This window comes from Methanobacterium subterraneum, from assembly GCF_002813695.1.
Classification (GTDB): domain Archaea; phylum Methanobacteriota; class Methanobacteria; order Methanobacteriales; family Methanobacteriaceae; genus Methanobacterium; species Methanobacterium subterraneum.
Genome location: NZ_CP017768.1, coordinates 747,264 through 771,107, shown reverse-complemented (window position 1 = coordinate 771,107; position 23,844 = coordinate 747,264). Strand labels below are relative to the sequence as shown.

Sequence of the window (23,844 nt, the reverse complement as noted above, 5' to 3'; positions counted from 1 at the left end):
AAAATTAATTTTTTCCATAGATAGTCTACTTATCCCCTTGATATTTATATAGAGGAAATTATAATTTTAGATATCTGATCTAATCAATTATAACCCATTGTTAGAAGAACTCCAAAAATTAATGATGCTGCAAACAAAAAAATAAAACCTATTAAAGGTTTATCTGTGTTTTTAATACCTAAAAACTGTATGAAGTAATCGCCATCCATTACTTTAGTTGATGGGGCTTCTTTGATCCCACCATTGTTTGGAGTGGTTGTTATGGTTATATCTCTTTTGACAACTGATGAAGCACCTAATGATGAGTTGGATTGTTCATTGGCCTGAGTGGAATTTGAATATTTAACAAAATCTTCATGTCCTTTTGGGCCATTTGATCTGTTTGTGGTTTTAGTTTTGGATTCAGGAAAGTTATTTGATTTGGAAAATAAATTCCCATAATTTGGTTTAGAAACATTTTTATGGGTTTTAACACCTTCAGAGATAACTTCAACTCCATTACCATCTTCAACTTCCTTTTTATTTCCATAAAGAACATTTCTAAGATTAGACTTAATAGAAGGCTTATCCTTACTTGAAGACTTAACCTCACTAATTGATTTATCACTACCTTGAGATTTATTCATACTCGTAGATTTATGTTCAGGAGTATGTTTTTGGTTTCCAGGATTACTTCTGGGTTCAGAATGGTTGGGATGGGTTACTGTCTGTTTATCTATGTCAGTTTGAAGAGTGTCACTTGCCCCCATACTGGTTACTTGATTGTTTTTGAAAACCTCTTTAGTTTTTTTGGGAGATTTGAACGTAATTGCCCCTGTATTTTTATTTACACTCTGATTAAGGGGTTTATTTTTATTATTTTCAGATGAAATTGCATTATTATACTCTTTCCGATAATAGGCCCGGTTTCGGGATTTTAGTCCCCTATTTTTGGATTCTATGTGGAAAATTGCATTTTGAGCATAGGTTTTAAGAATGCCCTTCTTTTCGGTTTTAACTTTATTCAGGGGGGTCAATGCCCTTTCATCACCAAGATTTCCCAATGTTTTAACTGCTTCAAGTTTAACCACTGCATCGTTGTAATTAAGGGCTTCAATGATGCCATTGACATCTTTAATAAGTTTTAATTTTCCTATGTCTGGTTTTTCCTCTTTGGAGTTTATTTTCCGATAATAATTCCTATCCTTTACCCGGGGATTATCAGATCCCTTAAAGGATGGGAAACTAAAGGTTTCTAATTTTTGATTTACTGGAGATGGCTCATCTTCCAGAACATCCTCCTCAAGATTATCAGAATCCGCTTCTGAGTCAAGATTTTCAGTTCTAGTGGTGTTATCTTTTAGGGTAATTGGAGGATGATGATCTGACTTATTATTTTCTTTTAAATAACCATCAATATCCTCGACATAGGTTAATGAACCGTAACATTCACATGAGACAAAATCTTCTTTTGATTCGCCGTTTTCGAGTTTATAATAACCGCCACATTCCTGACATATTAAATATCCCATTTTATAAACACCTTTGATAAGAAAATTTTTGAATATTTTAAAAATGATATTTTTTCTATTTAAAATAACTGTTTTCAAAGAACATATGTTCTAGGTTTTATTACTACTACTTGAATTACTACTACCACCAAATTACAATTATCATGTGGACAATTAATTAATTAGGATTAAGATTGCATATTTCCCCATAATTAATAAATATTTTTTATATTCCTAGCCCTGAAAATGTTTATTTTATATGATTACGTTCGATATAACAAAAAAATACGATTTATTTCCTAAAAAAGGGTTTTTATGATTGGAATCAGAAAAAATATTCTAAAATCGGTGCTTATGGATATTTTTTGCATCCTTTCTCAATTCCCCTCATCATTTTGGATTTTAAATCTTCATAATTGGTTATGGCCCCTGGGCCAATGTGTAATATGATATCTCCGGGTTTAGAATTTTTAATAGCATATTCCCCAGCTGTAATCATGTTTTCTGTTGTTATTTTAACTGCTTTGGAGTCTTTAGCCCCCTCCAGTACTTCCTGTGCTGATTTCATGTCCAGGATACCGGTGGTCTCATTGTATCCGCTGGCTATGATCACCTGAGCATATTCTCCCAGTATTTTCCCTATTTCAAACTTGTCCCGGGGATTGGTACTGTCCGGGTTATCAATTAAAATCACTAAATCAGATTCATCCTGTGAAAATTGTTTTAAAGTAGAAATGATGCCTTCTGGTACAAATGCTGCATCAAAGTGTATTTTTCGACCAGAATAATTTCCTATATATTCCAGATGTCCTGGAATTCCTTTAAACTTGTTCAGGCCATGTTTTATTGATTCTTCTTTCAGACCATATGCCAGAGCAACAGCTGCTGCGGCAACCGAGTTTTCAAAGTAATAACCCCTGAGATTGAATTCAGTTTTAAAATCTCCTTCACGACCCTTTATTTTATATTTGATTCCTATATCCCCATTTTTAAGATAGCCATAAATATCACAGTCACTACCCTGGGAGCAGTAATATAATGTCTTGTGTTGGTTGAGAATCTCCCTGCACTGTGAGCTGGATACCAGTATTTCACTGGATCCAATAATCATCATCTTTCTTTTGGTGTATTTTTCCAGGGACCCCTCAAATTCTGATAAATGATCAGAGTAGATGTTGGTTATCAGTCCCACCTTCAACTTTAACTCCGAGAGAAGTCGGATTGTACCATGAGGTAATTCCAAAACTGCAATATCACTTTTAAGATGGTCTCCGCTTATGATTCCATCCACAATTACTTCACTTAATAAATTACCTGAAAGGGATGAGCATGTCCATACTTTGTACCCTGCATTTTCAAAGATATCAGAAATGATATGGGTGGTACTGGTTTTCCCCAGAGTCCCGGTCACTCCTATTACATCAATATTGATGGTATTGTCAACAATTTGAGAAATATCCTGATTAATTAATAATTTTAATTCATTGTCAATAAGATAATGTCTGATAGGGGAGTTTTTAGGTATGTTTGGAGAAATATACACTGCGTCCACATCTTCAATATTGGTGGGGTCATCCCATCCCAGCTGAAGATTCACTCCTTCCCCTTCCATTTTCTTGAGGGTTTTTTGCACATTCTCGGGGAATTCCTCCATTTCCTTTTCATCAGTTATTTGAACCTGGTGACCTGCATAATTTAATATCCGGGCTGCTGGTCGCCCAGCATTACCTGCACCTATTACAACACATTTCATGTTAAATTCTCCACAATTAAATTATTGTTCCCGATAAATAAACTTAAGTCTTTAAAATGACAATTGATTTAAAACTGGTTCTAGAATGCGATGATATTCCATTATCATCCATATTCACTGATTCAAAATACTATCAAACACAATTACTAAATCAATTATATCTGTCACTTATTAACCTTTACCATCATTAAATATCTTTAATATGGTATAGTAAGTCTCTTTTTATATAGCACACACAAAATATGATTTTTTTCAGTTAACGCTGCAACTTATTGTTTTAAACTAAGTTGAAAAACATCCTATTGGTTAATATTAGTATAACCATTGACTATAATAAATTATTTTCAGCATATAATAAATTTTAATCATTTTATAATAAATTATTCACAACATCCATATCTAAAAAAAAGGATAAATAGAGGCAAGTTTAAATTAATTACGGAGTACATGTATTGAAAATGTAAATATCTGAAAATTGCTTTTCTTAAATTAGTGTTATCTAATTGATAAATAACTAGAGGAGTGTTTCTATATGGCAGTTATAAACGAAAACTATCTGTTAATTAAAAGCAACTATATCTTCGCTGAAATAGATCAGCGGGTTGAAAAATATCAGAATGACAATCCAGATGCCGATATAATACGTATGGGTATTGGAGATGTAACCCGGCCTTTACCTCAGGCAGTGATTGAAAAGTTCACTGAAGCTGTGAAGGAAATGGGAGAAGCTGAAACATTCCAGGGTTATGGCCCCTATCGTGGATACGACTTTTTAATTGATGAGATTATAAAGAACGATTTTAATCCATTGGGTATTGAATTATCCAATGAGGAGATTTTCGTCAGTGATGGTGCCAAATGTGATACCGGGAATATTCAGGAGATATTCGATGTAACCAGTACCGTTGCTGTTACTGACCCTGTTTATCCAGTTTACGTGGAAAGTAATGTTATGGCTGGTAGAATAGGACCCATGGGAGATGATGGACGCTATGATAAACTGGTTTACCTTCCCTGCACTGAAGAAAATGGTTTTGTACCGGAAATCCCTAAAATACCGGTGGATCTAATTTACCTGTGTTACCCCAACAATCCCACTGGCACTGTCCTTACCAAAGAACAACTGGCAAAGTGGGTGGAATATGCCCGGGAGAATAATTCTATTATTCTATTTGATGCTGCTTACGAAGCTTACATACAGGAAGATGACATCCCTCGCAGTATCTATGAGATTGAAGGTGCACGTGAAGTGGCCATTGAATTCCGTAGTTTCTCAAAAAATGCTGGTTTCACTGGTACTCGCTGTGCCTATACTGTGGTTCCCCAAGAATTAATGGGTTATGATAGTGAAGGAAACCCTCATTCAATAAACAATCTCTGGTACCGCCGACAGACCAGCAAGTTCAATGGTGTTTCCTATCCTATACAGGTGGCAGCCAGTGCAGTTTACTCCCCCAAAGGACAGGAAGAGATCAGAGAATCCGTTGATTATTACATGAAGAATGCTTCCATAATAAGGAAAAGCCTGAAAGATTTTGGTTTAAGTATATATGGAGGGGTTAACTCACCATACATCTGGATAAAAACCCCTGAGGGTATGGATTCCTGGCAATTCTTTGATTTCCTCCTGAATGAAGCACATATAGTGGGAACCCCTGGTGTTGGTTTTGGCCCTAGTGGTGAGGGTTACCTCCGGTTAACTGCCTTCAACACCCTGGAAAATACCAAAAAAGCCATGGATAGAATATCTAAACTTTCCCTGTGAATTTAGAGGGAAAAATATTATTTTTTTTAATTTTCTTAAATCCTTTTTTTGGTAATTATTTTGTGATAATCTATTTTTAGAACTGAAAAATATTGATTATAGTCTACAACATTAAAAATTTAACAATTTGTTTTTATAATTTTTTTTATCCATCCTTCGTATAATGTTTCATTTCCGACTATTTCATTGTAGTAAGATTTAAATTTTTGAATTAAGAATGTTTCATCTTTTATATAGATTTTAGACAGTTCACGTTTTATTATTCTCCAAACTTGTTCTATAGGATTTAGTTTTGGAGAATATGGGGGTAAAAGTATTAATTGGATATTAAGGATTTCACAAGCTTTTTTAGCTAATTGTGCTTTATGAACTGGATAATTGTCTAAAATTATTACAATTTTTGTTTCTTTTTTTAATTGACTTATAATTTCAGAGTTTTCTAAATTTTTAACAATATTTTCCCTTTGTAATTTGTCAATTATTCTTTGATTCTTTTTATTTTCATTTTCTAAGATAATCCTCATTTTTTTCTTGATTTGTTCGATATTTAAATCTTTTTGAGGTGTGAAAAAATCGTCAATAATATGTTTAAATTCAGTTTTATCATGGAAATCTGCTTCTAAAAGCGTTTTTAGATGTGTTTCATCAATGTTAATATTATTTAAAATGGAATTCAATTTAGATTTGCAATATGGGTTGTTTGAGTTTTGAATTCTAATTTTAACTAGAAAATTGATAAAATCAAATGTTTTAGATCCTTTGGGAAAGTCTATTAATGATTTGCCGTTTGCTGACTGGAATCCTATTCCTGTAACTGAAAATTTATCTGGATTTTTCTTTAAAATGTTTTTAGTTCTTTTTTTATACCAAATACGGCCTGAATTACCAATATTTTGGCATGCTGTCTGATCTAAAAATCCAATTATGCTATTTTCAAGATTTATTCCTTGAAGTTTTTTTTAAGTGATTCTTCAGCATCTTCTGGCATTTTTGAATATATCGTATAAGGTTTACCATATCCAAATTTTAAATCTCTTAAAATTCTTTCCACCTGTCTAATACTGTATTCAACATTAAATTTTTCTTTTATTAATTCTAAAACCTGTTTAGAGCTATAAATCTTATTATCAATGATAATTTCAGATAATTCTTTTTTTTGCTCAGGAGTAAGTTTCGATTGACCCCCACTACCAGATTTTCTGCCTAAAGAATCATATCCACCTTCATTCCATTGATTTAACCAATTATGCCCAGTAACTCTTGTAATTCCCAGTTTTTTACAAGATTCTGTGATAGAAACATCATGATAAATATCATTTATGAAATACAACTTGTTTAAAACTTTTACATCCTGTTCCAACTTCTTTATTCTAATTTGAAGCTCTTCAACACTCGTAAAATCCTTATTTATAGTTGGCTTTCTATTCATATAAATAAATATAAAACCCACCATATATAAAATTTTCTATGTCGTTAACTATAATTTTTACCTTCCGGATATTTACTCTAAAACTTGAGCAATTCTTTATAGGTATTCACTCTTAAAGTTGAGTAACTTTTTATATGTGGTTACTCATAAAATAGAGTAAAGGTGATAATATGAAACCAAGCACCGGTGATCTTTTAGATTACATCCTGGCAAGATTAAGAGAAGGTCCCAGATTTACCCAGGACCAAATTCAAAGAAATGATAAAAAATTTAAACATAGATATGCTTTTTCAAAACTAAAAACGCATGTTGATAATTTTCTAGAAGGCAAGGATGAAAACAGATTTTTAATCATGCCCGGTTTAAGAGGTGTTGGAAAAACTACATTATTATTCCAAATTTATGAATATTTAACAAAGGAAAAGGGTATCAAACAGGATCAAGTCCTGTATATTTCCGCTGATCACCTGAGTGAATATTTAGGTGGTAAAATAATCGATGCCGTAGATGTTTTTATTGGAGAAGTTCACCGGAAAACCCCGGTAACCCTGGATGAAGAACTCTTTATCCTGATAGACGAAGCACAACATGATAAAGAATGGTCAAATGCTGGTAAAATTTTATTTGATCAGAGTAAAAATATTTTCATGATCTTTACCGGTTCTTCAGCATTAAGTTTGGAATTAAATGTTGATGCGGTCCGAAGATCCAAAAAAGAATCAATATTCCCCCTAAACTTTTCAGAATACTTGCTTTTAAAACATGATATTAATCCTCCCCCTGGAACATCAACCAGCATTAGAAAGTTAATTTTCACAGGAGATATAGAGGATGCATGCCAACGAGAAAATGAACTAATGAGGGGAATGTTGAGACTCCCACAACCACTTGAAAAGGAGTGGGAAGACTATCTGTGTTGTGGAGGATTTCCCTTTGGAATTTCCTTAGACAATCATGATATTCATGAAAAAACCTTTGACATGTTGGATCGTGTGATTGAAAAGGATGTATCTCTCATTAGATCATTTAGATCGGATACCCGGAGCTCGATTTTTAGGATACTTATGTTTTTGGCTATTCAAAGAGCAGGTGAAACATCTGAGGGTAAATTAGCCAATGATATAGGAATTTCTTCATCCCTGGTTAAAGACATACTTTCAATCTTAGAAAAAACTCATTTAATATTTCATATTAAACCATATTCTGGAAGTGCCAGGACACTGGTAAGAAAGGCATGGAAGTATTATTTTTTATCTCCATCAATAAAGACCAGTATAAATTTCGAACTGGGCAAATACAATCCTAAAAGAAGAGAATTTCTAGGTGAACTTGCAGAAAACATGGTGGCTTCATATTTTTTCATACTCCAAAAAACCATGAACACCCCCCATGGAATATTTTATGCAGCAGAAAAAGAGGGTGTTGATTTCTTATTAAGTGATATAAATGGTGAAATCATACCGGTGGAAGTAGGAATTGGCCATAAAGACCAAAGACAGATAAAAAAGGCAATAAATAAATATAATTCCCAGCACGGCATAGTAATATCCAATAAACACAAAAAGATCACCCGTGAAGGGGACGTGATTTATATTCCCGTGATCATGTTTTCATTTTTATAAAAAAATAGTAAGGGAAACCCTTACTTTATGGTGATGGAGTCCACGATATTCTGTATTACTTTCTGACTTTCGGCAGTATTGTTACTGGGAGTTGCGAATATAATGTAGTAAGCAGTTTTATTGTCTTTGGTGAATACATAGGTGGTTGCAAATACTGTAAGGTGTGAAGATGCTCCAGTGGCATTATAGGTGTAAATTATGGTATCGTAACCGTTTTTAAGGGTTGTTCTGTTAACGAATGGTGCCTGATTTGCTTCTTTTATTATGTAATTGTTGTTCAGGTTGTCAGCGGCGGCGGTGAGACTGCTGTTGGTGATGTTGCCCACACCAATCTCCATGATGAAACTGTAATTATCAATGGATTTACCATCAATGAAAACTCCGATTATATTAAAACCAGATTGGTTTGCCAGTTGCTGGTCAGTGGCTGGAGCACTGATCTCAGTCCAGTTTCCAGGATACTGCAATGACAGACCCGCTTTATCAAAGGTTTTATAGTCTAGAGTGGCACATCCAGATACCATGACCACACTCAGAGCTAAAATTAACATTATTATAGTAGTTTTATAATCAACCCTTAATTTTTTCACCCCTAATATCCAATAAAGATTCTTATATTTATTATTATGGCTCTTTTTAGTATATAATACTTATTTCCAATGGTAAATATGGGGTTTAAAAGAATTATAGTAAATTTACGGTAATATCCCAGTAATTTACTATAAATCTAATAATTATACCTTAAATTGGAGTTCATGTTTTAATTAAAAACAATAAAATCGCTTAATTTTCATGAATATTTCAAAAACCCATTTTTTTTAGTTGTCATCTCAGTAACTGGGAAAATAGTTTCCCCTACTTTAAGCATACCAATGGAAATATTTATCACATTAATAAAAGTTATAATAGTAATAATAAAAAATATCCGAGGTGGGTTGATGATGAGAATAAGCATGTCATTACCTAAAAAACTATTAAACGAATTTGACGATGTATTAAAAGACAGGGGATATAATTCTCGATCCAATGGGATCAGAGACGCTCTTAAAGATTACATAATAAGGTATCAGTGGATGAAAGAAATAGAAGGTGATCGAATGGGTGTGGTATCAGTTATATATGACCCCCACTACACCGATGTGCTGGGAAACATAATGGATATCCAGCACAGTTTCCTTGAGGAGATAAATGCCACCATGCACATCCACATGAGTGATAAAAACTGCCTGGAAGTAATAGTGGTTAAAGGAGATGCCAACCAGATCCGGGACCTGACTGAACAACTAATGAGACTCAATGGTGTGGAGCACGTTAAACTAACCACAACTGTCAGTACGGAAAAAAACAAATAGATTATTGAATAATTACTCCCTCAGGACCATCAAACTCTTTAAAAAATCCCATCTACTTGCTTCAGGTGGTCCAGGGGTATCCCCCAATTACTTTTTGTGCAAAGCGCTAAATTACTCAAACTAAAAAATCCCAATAAGTATAATTTCAAGTGGGGCCGGCTCAAGACGCCCCTCAAATTATTGCTTTTGCCAGAGGTGAGGTGAACTAACAATGCATTTTATATAAAAATGATGAGTCATTATTATGCTTAACACGTTTTTTATGCCTTTGGAGTTCCCCACTAGATGTAGTTAAAGTCCAATAGGATGATTGTTTTTCTATTTTATCTGACTATTTTTGCCTCTAAATATTGATTTAAATACTTATCGCACAGTTGTAGGATCCCAAGATCTCCGAACGGATAAGGGTAGATTTTAATCTTTTTTCAAGCTTTATGATGGAAAAAAATGATCTAATCTTATCCCAATATTTTTTGCTCGATTATCTTCTTAAGTCAGATTTAGCATTGACTATTTATTAAAAAATCAATTAATCATCATTAATATTTCTGTTTTCAGTTTCCCTATCTGCCTTATCAATAGACTCCACTAATTTTTTTTCATCTTCGGTCAGAGGTTCCCAACCCACAAATTCTAGATCACCCTCTTTCCAAGTGAATTTATCCCTCACTGAACTTTCATATACTTTCCGTTCCTCTTCTGTCATCTCTTCAGGCGACTTTTTAATCCAATCATGCTTTTTAAACTTATCAAAATCCTGTTTACAAATCTTATGGACCTTACATTCATGACATTTTTGAGGGTAGCGGCAAAAACAATATTTATCACAGCCTAACTTACTACAGTAAGCATATAGTCCACTATTAATCTCCCTTAAACTATAAGGTAAATTCAATCCACTTAAAAAATTCACTACTTCCTCATGATTCAAATCCTTTGAATTACACTCAAAAATACCCGTAATAGTTAAAAAGCGTTGATTAGCTGAATCAAGCTTATATGAATTTTTTACAAATTCTAGCTCTAAAACATCCCCCATTATGTAATCAAAAACATTCAAACCAACACCATATAATTCATTCCACGGTTTTTTATTCTCTTTAAATGAATCCCATTCTTTTTGAGTGATGTGAAGAAAATCCGCATCTGTTACCTTATCTATGTTCTCATATTCAGCATACTTCTCTTTCAAGTAGTAAGAAAAACTAGAATTATAATTCTTTTTCAGATAATTACAACAAACTAACATTTGCCACAACAGTTTCCAAAAAGCAGCCCCTTTACGGCCATCAAAAGCCTTAACAGAATTATAAAAACCTTTTCCTTCCTTCCCAAAAATCCCCTTTTTAAGAAAGATATAAAAGGGCATTTCTAATCCACCAGCTATTTCCCGGTCATACTTTCTCTCAAAACAACCGTTATCCAGAATAGAGCCAACTTTTTTAATCGAAAGAATATCATTATCCCTTAAAAAATTAACAAATATCCAATCATCAAAACCAAGCTGATCATAAGCCCGTGATAAAAAAACTTCATCTAATTCTTTCCAATGCACTCCCCAAGTGCTCCAAGTAGGTTCCGTCGTTTTAACTGCATTACAGATAATTTCCTTTACTTTCTCAGAATCCAAACTACCCCCTCCTTATTAAAACAATAATTCTAATGATAAATGTTTTTTTATATTCTTATCCCTAACGGGAAAAAATAATAAAGAAAAAAGATAATAATGGTAACGACACTGTCAAAAACTTGGGGGTTTTTGAAATTTGTGTTTTGATAAACAATTTGGTTATCCTTGTTTAAACTCATTATTTCCTGAAATAAAAAACTAAAAACTTTTATAATAAGGGGAGCATAGTATTTTCTATGCTAAACAGAAAAATACTTGCTCCAATTGATAGTTTGTTTGATCAGAGTTATAAACTTTCCTATTTTTGTGAAGATTTATCGAAATATGAGGAAAATCATTTAAAATCGATTGAAAGAGATGATAATGTATTTAATTCGTTGAATACTTGGTATAAAAAGGATATTTTTCATATTGAGGTGCTGGTTTCTTTTTGTCCGGAGTGTTTCAGTAAATCTGTGATTAAAAATGGAGTTAAAGAAAGAAAACTTTATTTTTATGATGAAGGAGTTGTTAACGCTGAAATTCAAATGTACAAGTGTAAAAAATGTGGTAAAAAGTTTAAAACAGATATATCAGACATTGTAGATGATAATAGTAACTTTTCAAATGAATTCAAAGAAAAATGCGTTGAATTAGCTGGTTTATTCTTGGGATCAATCCGTAAAATTGCTTATAAAATTAAAAAAGACACGGGGATCAGTGTTTCAAGGCAAACAATTGAAAACTGGATACTTGGATATGAAATCCCTAAAAAAGAAGTAAAAAATCTTTATAGTGGTTATTACATTTTTGACGTGGAGTGGATTAAGCTTAACGGCTTTTGGAATTACCGTTTCGCTTTATTCGACAGTAAACAGAATATTATCGTTGCTGATGAAATATACTCCAAAGAGAATTCCACGAACATACAAAAGTTTTTAGAGGAATCCACCAGAAATCAAAAGAAAATAGCAATAACAAGCGATTTAGATGAAAAATATAAACCCATAATTGAAGGATTAGAGTTTACGCATCAGTGGTGTTTATTTCATGTGTTTAAAAACATAAATAAGAAAATAAAAGAATACATAAGAGATAATGAATTGTCTGATGATGAATTAGAGAATATAAGGCAAGAAAAACTAGAAATATTCAGTTTATTTAACAGTAAATCATTTAAAGAAGCTAGAACTCGAATGGATGAAATATTAAATCAAATAAAAGATTATTCAAAGGTTATTCAATCAATTATCATGGATTCGTTAATGCCTTACTTCAAAACATACTTTTCGTACCTTTTAGATGAAAATATTGAACGAACTTCAAATAAATTGGAAAACCAATTCCAAAAAACCTTTCCTAAAAGTATTAAAAGAATAATGAAGATTAAAAAAGGTGCAATGTCGCGAATAAATATCAGAATAGAAATCCTAAACCAGATAAAGGTTTTTGACTCTTAACCCCCAAGTTTTTGACAGAGCCATGGTAACAAATACATTAATCTTTTATTCTATGAATTTATAATACATTAATGTTAGGTATCAAAATCTATTTTAATTACTTTTCATGTTCTTAAAAAGTATTTCCATGGAAATAAGTCTGGATACAAAAAGATTTTTATTTATCAGCATCGCAATTAACCACAATCATCTGACATAAACATTGTTCTGGTGTTTGCTTGGAAATATTCTGTAATTCTGAAAATAAAGATATGTGGTGTTATCTTTTCCATACTTTTTGCCCACAAACACCACAGAATGTTTCATTTCCCTTTAATTTATGACCGCACTTCACACAGCATAAATCTAATTCTTCAATACTATCTTTGCCATGTTTTTCAATTAGTTCATCATACTTTCCAGATCCATGCCATTTAAGTAGCTCTGATGCTCTCATTACTGTCCAGGGATGGGTTTTGTCCATGATGATAAGTGCTTTAGCTACTTTGTCAACAGTATCATAATCGAAACCTTTGAACTCTTTAGCTTGTTCTATGAAGTCTTCTGTTTTCATTTTATCATAGTAATGTTTGGGAACACCACTCATTTTCATCAGAGTACTTATAGCCACATTTATGTCTTGACAAGCTAAAAGTCCAGCTCTGTCCGCGGTAAACTCTGACATTCGGTACCAGTAGATTAAAGCTATTTCTAAACCAGTAGATACCAATGATCCAATACCTAATGTTGCTGAACCAATAATGGCACCAATAATGGGTATTACTTGGGCCATCATGTGATACAGCATATGTCCACTTTTAATGTGTCCCACTTCATGGGCGATTAACCATAAGAGTTCGTCTTTGGATAACAAATCCAATGATCCCGAATGAATAACGATTAGTGGTTTTTCCGAACCAGTGGTAAATCCATTAACATTATAATCCCACATTATGTACAAATCAGGGATATCTTTAACAAAGAGAAGTTGGCAAGCCTCTTCTAACAATTCATATATTTCGGGAAAGTTTTCTTTATTTACCCTTAAATGACTACCAGTCTGTTTCAATCTTTCTGCTCTTTCAATACCGTGTTTATTGATTTGTCTTGCTAATTTTTCTAATCCTGGAGTGCCTTCTAAGGTTTTAAGAGCCTTTCGATCGAATTCATGTTCATATTCACTAGGGTTAAGCAATAATAATTTTTTACGTTCCATTTCATTTCCCCCAAAGTCCAGCTAATTCAATGTTAATTTATGTTCTAAATTCCCACCACATTCACATTCACAATCAAAATCATCCACTGATTCATCTGGTTGTAGCTCGTAGTAGCCTCCACAAGAATCACAGACTAAATAACCCGGATTCGTAGCTTCTGGTGGAATTCCTTTACTTGGGGGTTGACGATTTTTTTCTATGGTATTATCAATACTTTCGGCTGCTTTATTTAGGAATCCGCCCAATCCCTTCATTAATCCTTTCCCGGATTCAACGATATTATCCATTGTTTCATCTTTAGAAGTTGTTCCATTGGCTCTTTTGGGGCGGCGTTTGGCAAGTTCTTCATTAATAGCTTGATTGGTTACTTTATTCACCACTAGTGAAGTTCCACATTCCGTGCAAAATGTTAATCCCGGCTCTACATTAGCATAACACTGGGGACAAGTAGTAACCTGATCACTAGTCCTTTTTATTTCGGCACCACATTCAGTGCAGAACCTGATCCCCGGTTCCATCTCTACATAACATTTAGGACAAGTGGTAGAGTGATCAGACTGGATAGTCTGTTTTATCTCAGATCCACATTCAGTGCAGAATTTTAGTCCAGATTCATTTTCAGAATTACATTTAGGGCATGTAATCTGTTGAATTTTTTGGTTTTTATTTCCCTCCATGTATACACTCCTGATTACGTTTAATAATGTTTAAAAACGGAAAATTGTCAAGATCAAATGAGTATAAAAGTAATATCAAATAAAAAAAGGTTTCAGGTGACAATCCATCCAGACGCTCGTAGGAACCCCCACCTCTATTACAATAAAGATACCCCATTTAAATACCTCTTAATTGCTGCAATGATTCATAACATCTATAAGATGTGATACGATATTATCCTAATCCAGTATTGTTGTTATCAAGGTATATACTTATTGGAGATAAATATTACTGATCTCTTAATGTTTTGGTTCAGTCCTGGGATTAAATGGATTTATAGAACTTTCCATGCGAAAAATAAGGAGATTAATTATTTAATGAATAAAATTTCATAAAATCATTCGAAAATCCAAATTAATTATTTATGATTGATTCCCGGGACTCAAATCTTAAACAATCTATCAATTATAAATTCAATCAAATCTAGTTTTTTAAGGCTGTTTATCCACTTTTTAGGTATTCCACTTTTCCCATAATAAGCTCCTGCTAACTGGCTATAAATAGCACCAGTGGTGTCGGCATCTTCACCCAGGTTCACCGCTAATAGACAGCCTTCCTCAAAAGTATCTGATTTATGGAATGCCCACAATGCTGCTTCCAAGGATTTAACCACAAAACCACGCCCACGTATCTCCGGTGGTTCTTTACATTTAAAGGAACCACTGGCCACCTCGTTAATCTCCTTTAAGAGTGGTTTTTCATCCCAGTATCCAGGTACCGGGGAGTAGTGGGATGAGAGGATTTCGTCCTTGGATTTACCCATAAGTGCCCCGTGGATTAATCCTCCCATGTAGCGGCAGGCATCCACTGCCAGGGGATGGTTGTGGGTGGTTCGTGAAGATTTACCTGACATTTCCAGTGCCTTTAAGGGTTGGGACATGTAGAAGAGTGGTACTGGTGCCAGGCGCATCAGTGAACCGTTGCCTGCTGAGTATTCATGGTCCGGTCCGGAGTAGGGTTCCCCAGTTTCTGCAAACTTCATCAATGCCTGGAGGGTGGTGTTACCAATATCGAAGCATTCATTGGTAACTGAGAGGTGTCCCTCCTGGTACCAGCACAGGTATCGTTGCATCTGATCAACCGGGTCAAAATCCCTGGTCTTGATGAGGCTTTCGGCCAGGCAAAGGGCCATGGAGGTATCATCAGTCCACATGCCCGGGTCCAGATTGAAGGGTCCTCCACCGATCATATCCTTTACTGGCTGGAAGGTCCCTGGATCAGTGAACTCCAGGGGAACACCCATAGCATCCCCCACTGCCAAACCAATAATAGCACCGTGGAATCGGTCTTCAATTTCTCCCCGGATACCCTTCAACCTCACCAGAAGATCCAGGATAATTCCATTATCAATCATATCTCCCAGCAATCCCTCGCTGAATCTTTCAGCCCTTACGATGGAAGTGAATAACTTCTGCAATACAGTAATATCCGCGGTGGCCAGTAATTCACGGTTATCAATGTATTTTTTCCCCTCTCCAATCCACTGGGTCCAATCAAAATCAATAATCATGTTCAGGTGATATAGGTCATGATGAAACTTACCCACAGTTTCTGAATAGCTTAGGTACGGAAACTGGGGTGGTTTGTTAATTACCTGATAGGATTGGTTATTCTGGTCCTGGAAGTAGGGTAAGTATTCTAGTAATGCGTCAATATCATGGATGTTGGGTACTATGGGAGACATATTGGAACATTTGATTTTATTTTGCATTAGATATTAGAGTTGAATTTCAACTCCTATGGGACAATGGTCTGATCCAATGATTTCAGGACGGGTGTAGGCTGATTTAATGTTATATCTGAGATTGTCAGTGGCGAAGAAGTGATCTAATCTCATTCCAATGTTATTTTCCCGAAGGTTGTACCCGTTACTCCACCAAGTATAATGATGAGGCTCCTTATTGTATTCACGGAAGGTATCGGTATAACCCTGGGCAATTAATCGGTCCAGGAGAGCTCTTTCAACTTGTAAAAATCCAGGTTTTTTACATGCATTTTGGGGGTTGGCCAGATCAATGGATGCATGGGCTATGTTGAAATCCCCACAGATCAATACTTGCTTATCAGATGATGCTAAAAATTCTGTGAGATTTAAAAACCTTTCATAGAACATTAATTTATTGTGAAGTTTGGTCTCAGAATTGTTTCTATTTGAATCAGCAGCTCCACTGGGGAAATAAATGTTTAAAAGGATGAAATTATCGTATTCTGCTTTCAGGATCCTTCCCTCGTCTTTGTACTTTCCATCTCCAAAACTATCAATAACCTTGTTTGGTTTAATTTTAGAATAAATAGCAACTCCACTAAAACCAGGAGTTACAGTTGAAGATGAATAAAAGGAATAGTAATCCTCAAATCCGTTTAAAGTTTCTTTTACCTGATCTTCTGTGGCCTTAATTTCTTGAAGACAGAATATATCTGGGGTTTCTTCTGGTAACCAGTCAAGATGTCCTTTGCTATATCGTGCTCTAAGACCGTTTACGTTCCATGATAAAATATTTATCGTCATTTGTTCTCCTAATTGCAAATTATAATAAGATACTATACAATATCTGATGTCTTTTTTGGGTTATTTTTTAACTTTGACAATGAAACATAACGTTGGCTTTGAGTAAATGCAATAATATCACCTTTAACAGAAGTAGTATCATTAATAATGTCATTATTTAACTTTAATGTCTCTTTAGAGTCTTTCGATGAAAGGAAAAGTACTTTGTGATTTGATCCTAATCTACCTCGTTCATCAACTCTTTCAAGGCTTTCAATTAGCTTAAAAAGTCTATTTTGAGTATTTTTATCCAAATTAGTATTTTGTATGCCTTCTCTTGTTAGCATCACATCTTCAACTTGACCTAAAATTTTAGGAATATTTTGGTTTATCTTTCCTTCAGAGTAAAAGCCCAAATAATTGACAGGTCGAAATGATCGATTAGGTTGGCAAATATATGCTGAATGTTCGAAAAACTCACGAAGCGCAGTTTTAGCCGCTACTATAAGAACATCTTCGGTATTTGGATTTTCAGCAGTTTCATCATTATTTATATTTATTTCTGGCAGATTTATCGAATTCCTTTTCAGGAGATCATCCAAAGTAGGAATTAGTTTTCTAAGAGGAGCAATCGCAAAATCTCTGACATTAGAATATTGACTTAAATCAAGCACGCCTCTAAATTTTTCGTCTAAATCAACAAATTGAACTTCTTTAACAGATTCGGATTGATCAGGAACAACAATGAGGAGTAACATCTTATTTTGAAGTTCATCTAGGTCATATTTTAGATTTTCAGCACCTTCACGATTAACCCCAATCGAACGAGTAACCATATTTACAGGAAGTACTCCTGCAATACTTTTGGGTGGTGTTGGACCTTGACTAATAACTTCGACTGATAGAAATGGAATATTATCTTTTAAAACCAGAATTGTAACAGTTCCAATTCTATATCTCGACATTTTATTTGGAATTAATTCAGGTTCATCAAACAATACAAGTGTTTTAACCCCATTTTTTCCTTGACAATAAATAATTTCGTCTTTAAAATTAACAGATATTTTTTCATAAACTTCATCAAGCATTTCTGTGAAATTTGCCATGTTATCCCCAATATATGTTTATATTAAAACCCTAACTTTATTTATCATGTGATTGTTCATAAATATTGGGGATTAGTGATGTTAAAAGAGTTCATGGAAAAAATTTTTAGTGATTATCAATCAGCTAGAAAAGAAAATTATGTCGATAACCCACTGGTAAAGCTGATAAAAAAAGAGTTTCCAGATAATTTATCAAATAATATTAAAGTTATAGATAATTATAAATGTATTGGATATCCTGGTTCAGGTAATTGGGCCGAATCACCTTATGTGGATATATTTAATCCTGATATTAGCAAAGGTTTAGAATCAGGATATTATGTACTATATATTTTTTCAGAAAACACAGAAAAAGTTTACTTAACCCTAAATCAGAGCATAGGAAATCTAAATAACCTTAAAAGTGAAGAACTTGGAACCCAATTATTGAATAGAGCATTAAAAATACAAAGTAAGTTAAGCATTCCAGAAAATTTTGAAACAGATGAATTATCTGATTTAGGTCCAGACCATAGGTATAAACGTTTGGAAAAAGGCAATATTTGTTCTAAAACTTATTATTCAAACAATTTACCTACTGAAGATCTATTAATTGCAGATTTAAATCAAATGTTAAATTTGTATAATGAGCTCATCCATAAACTACCCAAAGTTTGGCAAATAACTCCAGGAAGTGTTTCAACAGGAGAACAAGACAAATTATGGCCACTTTTTAGAGATAATGGATTTATTGGTATAGGATGGCTTCATGATTCTCAAAGTTACCTAGACTTTGCCAATATTAATGAATTGAAAAATGCATTGACCAACTTTTATTCAAATTCAGAAACAGACCCAAGCTCGGCAGCGCGGATGGTATGGGATTTCACTCACAACTTAAAAAAAGGCGATATTATAGTGGCTAATGCCGGGTTTCGAAAATCAAAAGGAATAGGGATCGTGAAAAGTGATTATATAAGTCCCCTAGATCCTGAAAATCCAGGTATATTCGAATATTTCTGGCATTTAAGAGAAATTGAATGGCTAATAACAGAAGATGTTAATTTTACTCAGCAATTATTTTATAGACAAACATTAGCTGCACTAAACGAAGACCGATGGAATCGCATCAAAAACGCATATCTGAAAAAAAATGCTGAATATTCCGTAGTTTTTGATGAAATTGAGAATTTGATAGATATTAAAGGCCAACCATCTGTGGATATTAGAACACCTCTTGAGTTTATATTTAATAATTTACCTGTGGCCAAGTCTAGAAACCAGCCAGTTCAAGGTCATGATGTGGGTAAAGCTTTTTTTGACATTTCTCGATCTCTGGATGACATAATTAATTTAATTAATCCAGAAAATGAGTATAAATCTGTTGCTTATTATCAATATCATGGCAACTGGTACAGAAAACCTTACATTTACGTTGAAAACAAGGATAATAAAGATATTAATGGTCCGTGGGATCAGCATTTCCTCGGTTTCTGGTTTAATGAAGATTTAGAAAGTGTTCGCATTTCATTACAACAGGGAGAAACTTACGCCCAAAAATTGTTAATTAATAAATTAGGTGAATATTCAGATGAAGACCTTGAACAATACATTCAAAGCCATGTAGAAGATGTGAGACATCAAATAAAAAAATCGGGTTTAATTAGAAACTTAGATGTTTTTGATGAAGATTTTGGAAATAGAACTATTTTTGGAAAAGAATACAATAAAAACAACTTACCATCTAACCAAGAAATAATTTCAGACTTTAAAGAATTATTTGGAATGTATTTACTTTTAGAACCTGATAAGAATGGGGGTACGGCTGTGAAAACAACATTTTTTGAAGATTTAGCAGAACAGGGGTACTTTTTCGATTATAAACTAGTCGAGAATTTTCTTCTTTCATTGAAAGTGAAACCATTCGTTATTTTAACTGGTAATTCTGGAACTGGGAAAACGAAGGTAGCGCAGCTTTTTGCTCAATATCTTAGAGATGAAAATGATACTCCTTTAGTTATTAATGAGGAATTGGCTGAAAAATACCTCACTAAAAAAGAAGCTAACAAATATTTATCTACTATCATGAATAGTGTAGGTACCTATCCTAATGATCAAGTAAGAGATTTACTTCCAGACTTGATTGAAAAAGGAATTATAGAAGTTAGTGGGTTTAATGATAAAGTTAAATATGAAATCGTCCCGGTTGGAGCTAACTGGACAGAAAATCGTCATATTATTGGATTTTATAATGTTATCACCGGAAAATACAATGATACTCGTGCTCTAAATCTTATTTTATCAGCAAAAAAAGATGGGGATGAACCATACTTTTTGATTTTAGATGAAATGAACCTTTCACATGTTGAAAGATATTTTTCGGATTTTTTATCAGCCATGGAAAGTGATGAAGACATAGAATTACATTCCAATGAGAATTTAACAACCCCACCTACAAAAATCAAACTTCCGTCTAACCTATTCGTGATTGGAACGGTTAATGTGGATGAAACAACCTATATGTTCAGTCCTAAAGTACTTGATCGGGCAAACACTTTAGAATTCCTCACGCAACCAGCTGCAGATTATATGTCAAATTCTCCAAAGTATAACGTTAAAGGAGATATGGATTATCTTTTAAATCCATTATCAGACGTTAAATTACGTGATCAAAACATCAACAATCTTAAAAATATAATAAATCATGTACGAACTCAGAATGATCTACTAATCTGGGATTTACTAGCTTCAAGAATCAATGAATTCCAGGAAGTTTTAAAAGAAGCAGATTTTGATTTTGGTTTCCGTACCATAAATGAGATCATACGTTTCATGGTAGTCTCCTGGAAATATGAAGGCCAACCTGATGTTTGGGAAAATTGGGAACGTTACTTTGACACACAAATACTACAAAAGATGTTGCCAAAGCTCCATGGTTCTCAGCGGGAATTAGACTCTGTTCTTAAAAATTTAAGGGAACTTTGCAATGAATCTGATGAAATCATTTTCCCCTGTTCAGCTCAAAAGCTTGATAAAATGCTGAAAAGATTATCTGAAAAACGATATGTAGCGTTTACTGGTTAAAATGACAGAACAAGAAATAAAAATTTGTTTTAAATCAGAAGAAGGTATGGTTATGGGTACCTTGACTTTGAAACCTATTTACAAAACCATGATCCCATCCGATTGTGTTTTAATCCATAATACTCAAAATGTTACTCTTAAAAACATTCCTGAAGCCAAGGATGATAATAACAAAACTGCTATTCAATATAAAGTAAATCCGTCTAATGAATCCGCAAATATAATTTTACTGGAAGAAACTAAATATAAGCTATTTTTTGAACCTGAAATTTCCTATGAGAACCTTATTTTTCCTTCGCTTTTTAAAAATAATGAATCAAATGAAATTAAAAATTTAATCTTTGATCAATTTATTCATGAAAAAGGTTTTTACGGGGGAACCTTAAACACTGGAAGTTATGTTGGTAAATCATTTTTTGATATTGAATTAGATGGGCTTGAATCTCAAAGTGTTCCCTTTGAGATACGTTCTAAAAAAATTGGATATGAACCTCATTACCCCGCTATGATTGCTGATATCTGTGAAGCAGCTGCAGGTATACTATTTAATTCTTCTTTACCATTTTTCGATCCATACAGAATCGCAGAACGATTAAGAACAACCTTATACGAAGATTTTCTATTTCTAGAATATCTGTTTAGGCCTGAAAACCTTCTCACATCATATGAACATATAAGACGAGACCCTAATATGGTTCTTGCCAGATCCCGAGAAACTGTTCCCCTATCTTTAGCACAGACTATAGGTGGAAACGATATTTTAAACATGGTTTCAGATTCGGCAAATTTATTTAAAACTGATAAAACTCCTGATAATTGGCCAGAAGTCATGAATAATTATTTGCCATATAAAATTAGCCAGACTAGTTACTATGATGTATTAGATACTCCTGAAAATCGTTTTGTTAAGTATTTTCTGGAAATATTGGAAAATCTAATTGATAAGATGGTCGCCTATATGGATGAAAATGACATTAGAGGATACCCCCTTGATAAAACAAGGGAATATCAAGAAATTATACGTGATTATCTTCTTGATAACTGGTTGGATGATGTGGGGGAACTTGAATATTTCCCTTCAAATTCACAGGTACTGCAAAAAAGGGAAGGATACAGGGATATTTTAAGATACTTTACAGTGCTCGAATCATCATTCTATCATCATTTAGATGAAATTTATGAATTAATAGAAGGATACCAACGCCGTTTATATGAACTTTATGAGTACTGGTGTTATATTAAACTCTTTAAAATTTTAAGTAGCTTAGCATTAAAAGATCCTGAATACGATAATATATTTGACATAGAAGAGGATAAAGACTGGAAAATTGAATTTAAGAGGGGAGTTAATTCTGTACAAACCTTTGAAATTGATGTTAAAGGAGAAGTAGTATTTGTTAAATTACTTTATAATAGAAAATTTCAGAAAAGTAAGGGTGATTATTCATCTTATTCTTTAGGTTTGCAACCAGATTACACTTTGCACATCGAAACAGATGATGGAATTAAGTTTATTCATTTTGATGCTAAGTATCGTTCTGATATTGTAATAGAAGATACTGATGTGGATATACGTGATAAGGAAGAGCAAGAAAAGCGTATATACAAATATGCTGATATTTATAAAATGCATACTTACAAAGACGCTATTAAAAACACATTAGGAGCCTATGTTCTGTATCCAGGACATGAATGTAAAATTTTCAAGAAAAATCAATCATATATTGTTCCTTCTGTTGGTGCATTTCCTCTAACACCAGGTTCGATGGATTCAAAAGAAGAAGAGAAGATTGAAAAATTTATTAAAGAAATTTTAATTCATATTTGCCTAGCCTGACAATTTTCAAATAATTTAGGATGTTTTTCCTTGCAAAGTTCACAATTAGGAGTTTTTGCACATATTCCTTCTTCTAAATCTGCACCTAACCTATACAATCCATGGTCAAGCTTTCTAGGTTCATCCGGGTAAAGTTTTGATAATTCAATTTCTATATTCTTATTCGAAGCATCTTTACTATCAATGAAACCAAAACGAACCATTAAACGTTGCACATGAGTGTCAACTGGTGAAAGTTGCCGGTGATCTAGATTAGGCCAATGATTAACCTGATGGACAGGGCTACTCATTTCAGAGAAAAACCAGGTTATAACTTTAGGCGGATTTCCGTATCCTTTAATATCATCAAATTTTGATAGCAATTCTTTAGTTGCTAGAGTCCTTCCTTGTTCATTATTCGGATATTTTTGAAATATTCCATGGAGAATATCATTTAGGTTTTGATTCTTAGTACCAAATTCATCTTCAATTAGTAAGCGTTTGGCATCTTCAACTAATATTTTTGCAACTCTATAATGTGCTCTGTGCCATTTAAGTTCCTTGATAAGCTCAATAACTGGACAAGATTCCAAAGAACCTTTCAAATAACATTTATCACCATTAAAAAATTCTCCACTAGCATAGGTTACTGGGCAGTGAAATGTAAAATTAGAATAGCATTTAAGGCCTTGAAGTTTTTGAATTTTTTCTATTAATTTTGTCCTTTGTTTGAGAATAGCTTCATCAGATGTTAGATTCCAATATTTCCATACTGTGCCAGATCTCACGCCGTATGCATCAATATTATATCTTACAAAGGCTTTCCATATTTCATCTGCATCATTAAGATTGGAATCATCAATTCCATTTTCACTTATAAATCCTCTTGAATCAGGTGGATTACTATCTACAACTTCTTCCATTAAAAGTCTGGCGAAATCTTTATTATTCATAGAAATCTCCATTTCGGTGTTAATG

Annotated in this window: 18 protein-coding genes; 6 read left to right on the top strand and 12 right to left on the bottom strand. The window is 33.5% G+C overall.

The features are described 5' to 3' along the window. Positions 1 to 83: 83 nt before the first annotated feature. Positions 84 to 1,511, bottom strand: coding sequence for a HEAT repeat domain-containing protein (locus BK009_RS03580; protein WP_100909071.1), 1,428 nt, complete (start codon positions 1,509 to 1,511; stop codon positions 84 to 86). Between the two features lie 331 nt (positions 1,512 to 1,842). Next, a complete protein-coding gene (locus BK009_RS03575) occupies positions 1,843 to 3,243 on the bottom strand; it encodes a Mur ligase family protein (protein WP_100907839.1) in 1,401 nt (466 codons plus the stop codon). 532 nt (positions 3,244 to 3,775) lie between these two features. Between BK009_RS03575 and BK009_RS03570 the strand changes: the two genes are divergently transcribed. Next, positions 3,776 to 5,008, top strand: a complete 1,233-nt coding sequence (locus BK009_RS03570; RefSeq protein WP_100909070.1) for an LL-diaminopimelate aminotransferase — start codon at positions 3,776 to 3,778, stop codon at positions 5,006 to 5,008. A 119-nt stretch (positions 5,009 to 5,127) separates the two neighbouring features. On the opposite strand, the gene BK009_RS03565 is transcribed toward BK009_RS03570, so the two are convergent. Further along, positions 5,128 to 5,685 carry a transposase gene (locus BK009_RS03565; protein ID WP_100906223.1) on the bottom strand — a complete coding sequence of 186 codons (558 nt, stop codon included), beginning with the start codon at positions 5,683 to 5,685 and terminating at the stop codon, positions 5,128 to 5,130. A 263-nt stretch (positions 5,686 to 5,948) separates the two neighbouring features. Beyond that, the gene (locus BK009_RS03560) at positions 5,949 to 6,437 is read right to left on the bottom strand and encodes a helix-turn-helix domain-containing protein (protein WP_157809696.1); all 489 of its coding nucleotides are present in this window, start codon (positions 6,435 to 6,437) and stop codon (positions 5,949 to 5,951) included. Between the two features lie 170 nt (positions 6,438 to 6,607). On the opposite strand from BK009_RS03560, the gene BK009_RS03555 reads away from it, so the two are divergent. Beyond that, entirely contained in the window at positions 6,608 to 8,059 is a 1,452-nt protein-coding gene (locus BK009_RS03555) for an ATP-binding protein (RefSeq protein WP_100909068.1), read from the top strand. Between the two features lie 20 nt (positions 8,060 to 8,079). On the opposite strand, the gene BK009_RS03550 is transcribed toward BK009_RS03555, so the two are convergent. Further along, positions 8,080 to 8,649, bottom strand: coding sequence for a hypothetical protein (locus BK009_RS03550; protein ID WP_157809695.1), 570 nt, complete (start codon positions 8,647 to 8,649; stop codon positions 8,080 to 8,082). Between the two features lie 348 nt (positions 8,650 to 8,997). Here BK009_RS03550 and nikR point away from each other — a divergent pair, with 348 nt between their 5' ends. After that, entirely contained in the window at positions 8,998 to 9,411 is a 414-nt protein-coding gene (gene nikR, locus BK009_RS03545) for a nickel-responsive transcriptional regulator NikR (protein ID WP_100909066.1), read from the top strand. Positions 9,412 to 9,940: 529 nt separating this feature from the next. On the opposite strand, the gene BK009_RS03540 is transcribed toward nikR, so the two are convergent. Beyond that, on the bottom strand, positions 9,941 to 11,041 hold the full coding sequence (locus BK009_RS03540; protein WP_211290143.1) for a hypothetical protein: 1,101 nt from the start codon (positions 11,039 to 11,041) through the stop codon (positions 9,941 to 9,943). A gap of 236 nt (positions 11,042 to 11,277) precedes the next feature. Between BK009_RS03540 and BK009_RS03535 the strand changes: the two genes are divergently transcribed. Then, a complete protein-coding gene (locus BK009_RS03535; RefSeq protein WP_100909065.1) occupies positions 11,278 to 12,480 on the top strand; it encodes a hypothetical protein in 1,203 nt (400 codons plus the stop codon). 259 nt (positions 12,481 to 12,739) lie between these two features. Here the strand turns inward: BK009_RS03535 and BK009_RS03530 are convergent, their stop codons facing one another. The 5 genes from BK009_RS03530 to BK009_RS03510 all read right to left on the bottom strand — a co-directional run bounded on the left by BK009_RS03530 (position 12,740) and on the right by BK009_RS03510 (position 17,987). Then, on the bottom strand, positions 12,740 to 13,675 hold the full coding sequence (locus tag BK009_RS03530) for a M48 family metallopeptidase (RefSeq protein ID WP_100909064.1): 936 nt from the start codon (positions 13,673 to 13,675) through the stop codon (positions 12,740 to 12,742). A 21-nt stretch (positions 13,676 to 13,696) separates the two neighbouring features. Then, positions 13,697 to 14,353, bottom strand: a complete 657-nt coding sequence (locus tag BK009_RS03525; RefSeq protein ID WP_100909063.1) for a double zinc ribbon domain-containing protein — start codon at positions 14,351 to 14,353, stop codon at positions 13,697 to 13,699. A 422-nt stretch (positions 14,354 to 14,775) separates the two neighbouring features. Beyond that, complete coding sequence (locus BK009_RS03520) at positions 14,776 to 16,077, bottom strand: ADP-ribosylglycohydrolase family protein (protein WP_236951027.1); 1,302 nt, start codon at positions 16,075 to 16,077, stop codon at positions 14,776 to 14,778. 33 nt (positions 16,078 to 16,110) lie between these two features. After that, positions 16,111 to 16,902: an exodeoxyribonuclease III gene (locus tag BK009_RS03515; protein ID WP_100909062.1), complete on the bottom strand. Its 792-nt coding sequence runs from the start codon at positions 16,900 to 16,902 to the stop codon at positions 16,111 to 16,113. A 32-nt stretch (positions 16,903 to 16,934) separates the two neighbouring features. Continuing rightward, the gene (locus tag BK009_RS03510) at positions 16,935 to 17,987 is read right to left on the bottom strand and encodes a hypothetical protein (RefSeq protein WP_100909061.1); all 1,053 of its coding nucleotides are present in this window, start codon (positions 17,985 to 17,987) and stop codon (positions 16,935 to 16,937) included. Between the two features lie 78 nt (positions 17,988 to 18,065). Here BK009_RS03510 and BK009_RS03505 point away from each other — a divergent pair, with 78 nt between their 5' ends. Both BK009_RS03505 and BK009_RS03500 read left to right on the top strand, forming a co-directional pair. After that, positions 18,066 to 21,050, top strand: coding sequence for an MrcB family domain-containing protein (locus tag BK009_RS03505; protein ID WP_100909060.1), 2,985 nt, complete (start codon positions 18,066 to 18,068; stop codon positions 21,048 to 21,050). Between the two features lies 1 nt (position 21,051). Further along, positions 21,052 to 22,887: a DUF2357 domain-containing protein gene (locus tag BK009_RS03500; RefSeq protein WP_100909059.1), complete on the top strand. Its 1,836-nt coding sequence runs from the start codon at positions 21,052 to 21,054 to the stop codon at positions 22,885 to 22,887. On the opposite strand, the gene BK009_RS03495 is transcribed toward BK009_RS03500, so the two are convergent. Next, positions 22,869 to 23,819 (bottom strand): DUF2400 family protein, encoded by a 951-nt coding sequence (locus BK009_RS03495; RefSeq protein WP_100909058.1) that lies wholly within the window; start codon positions 23,817 to 23,819, stop codon positions 22,869 to 22,871. The genes BK009_RS03500 and BK009_RS03495 overlap by 19 nt on opposite strands. Positions 23,820 to 23,844: the final 25 nt, after the last annotated feature.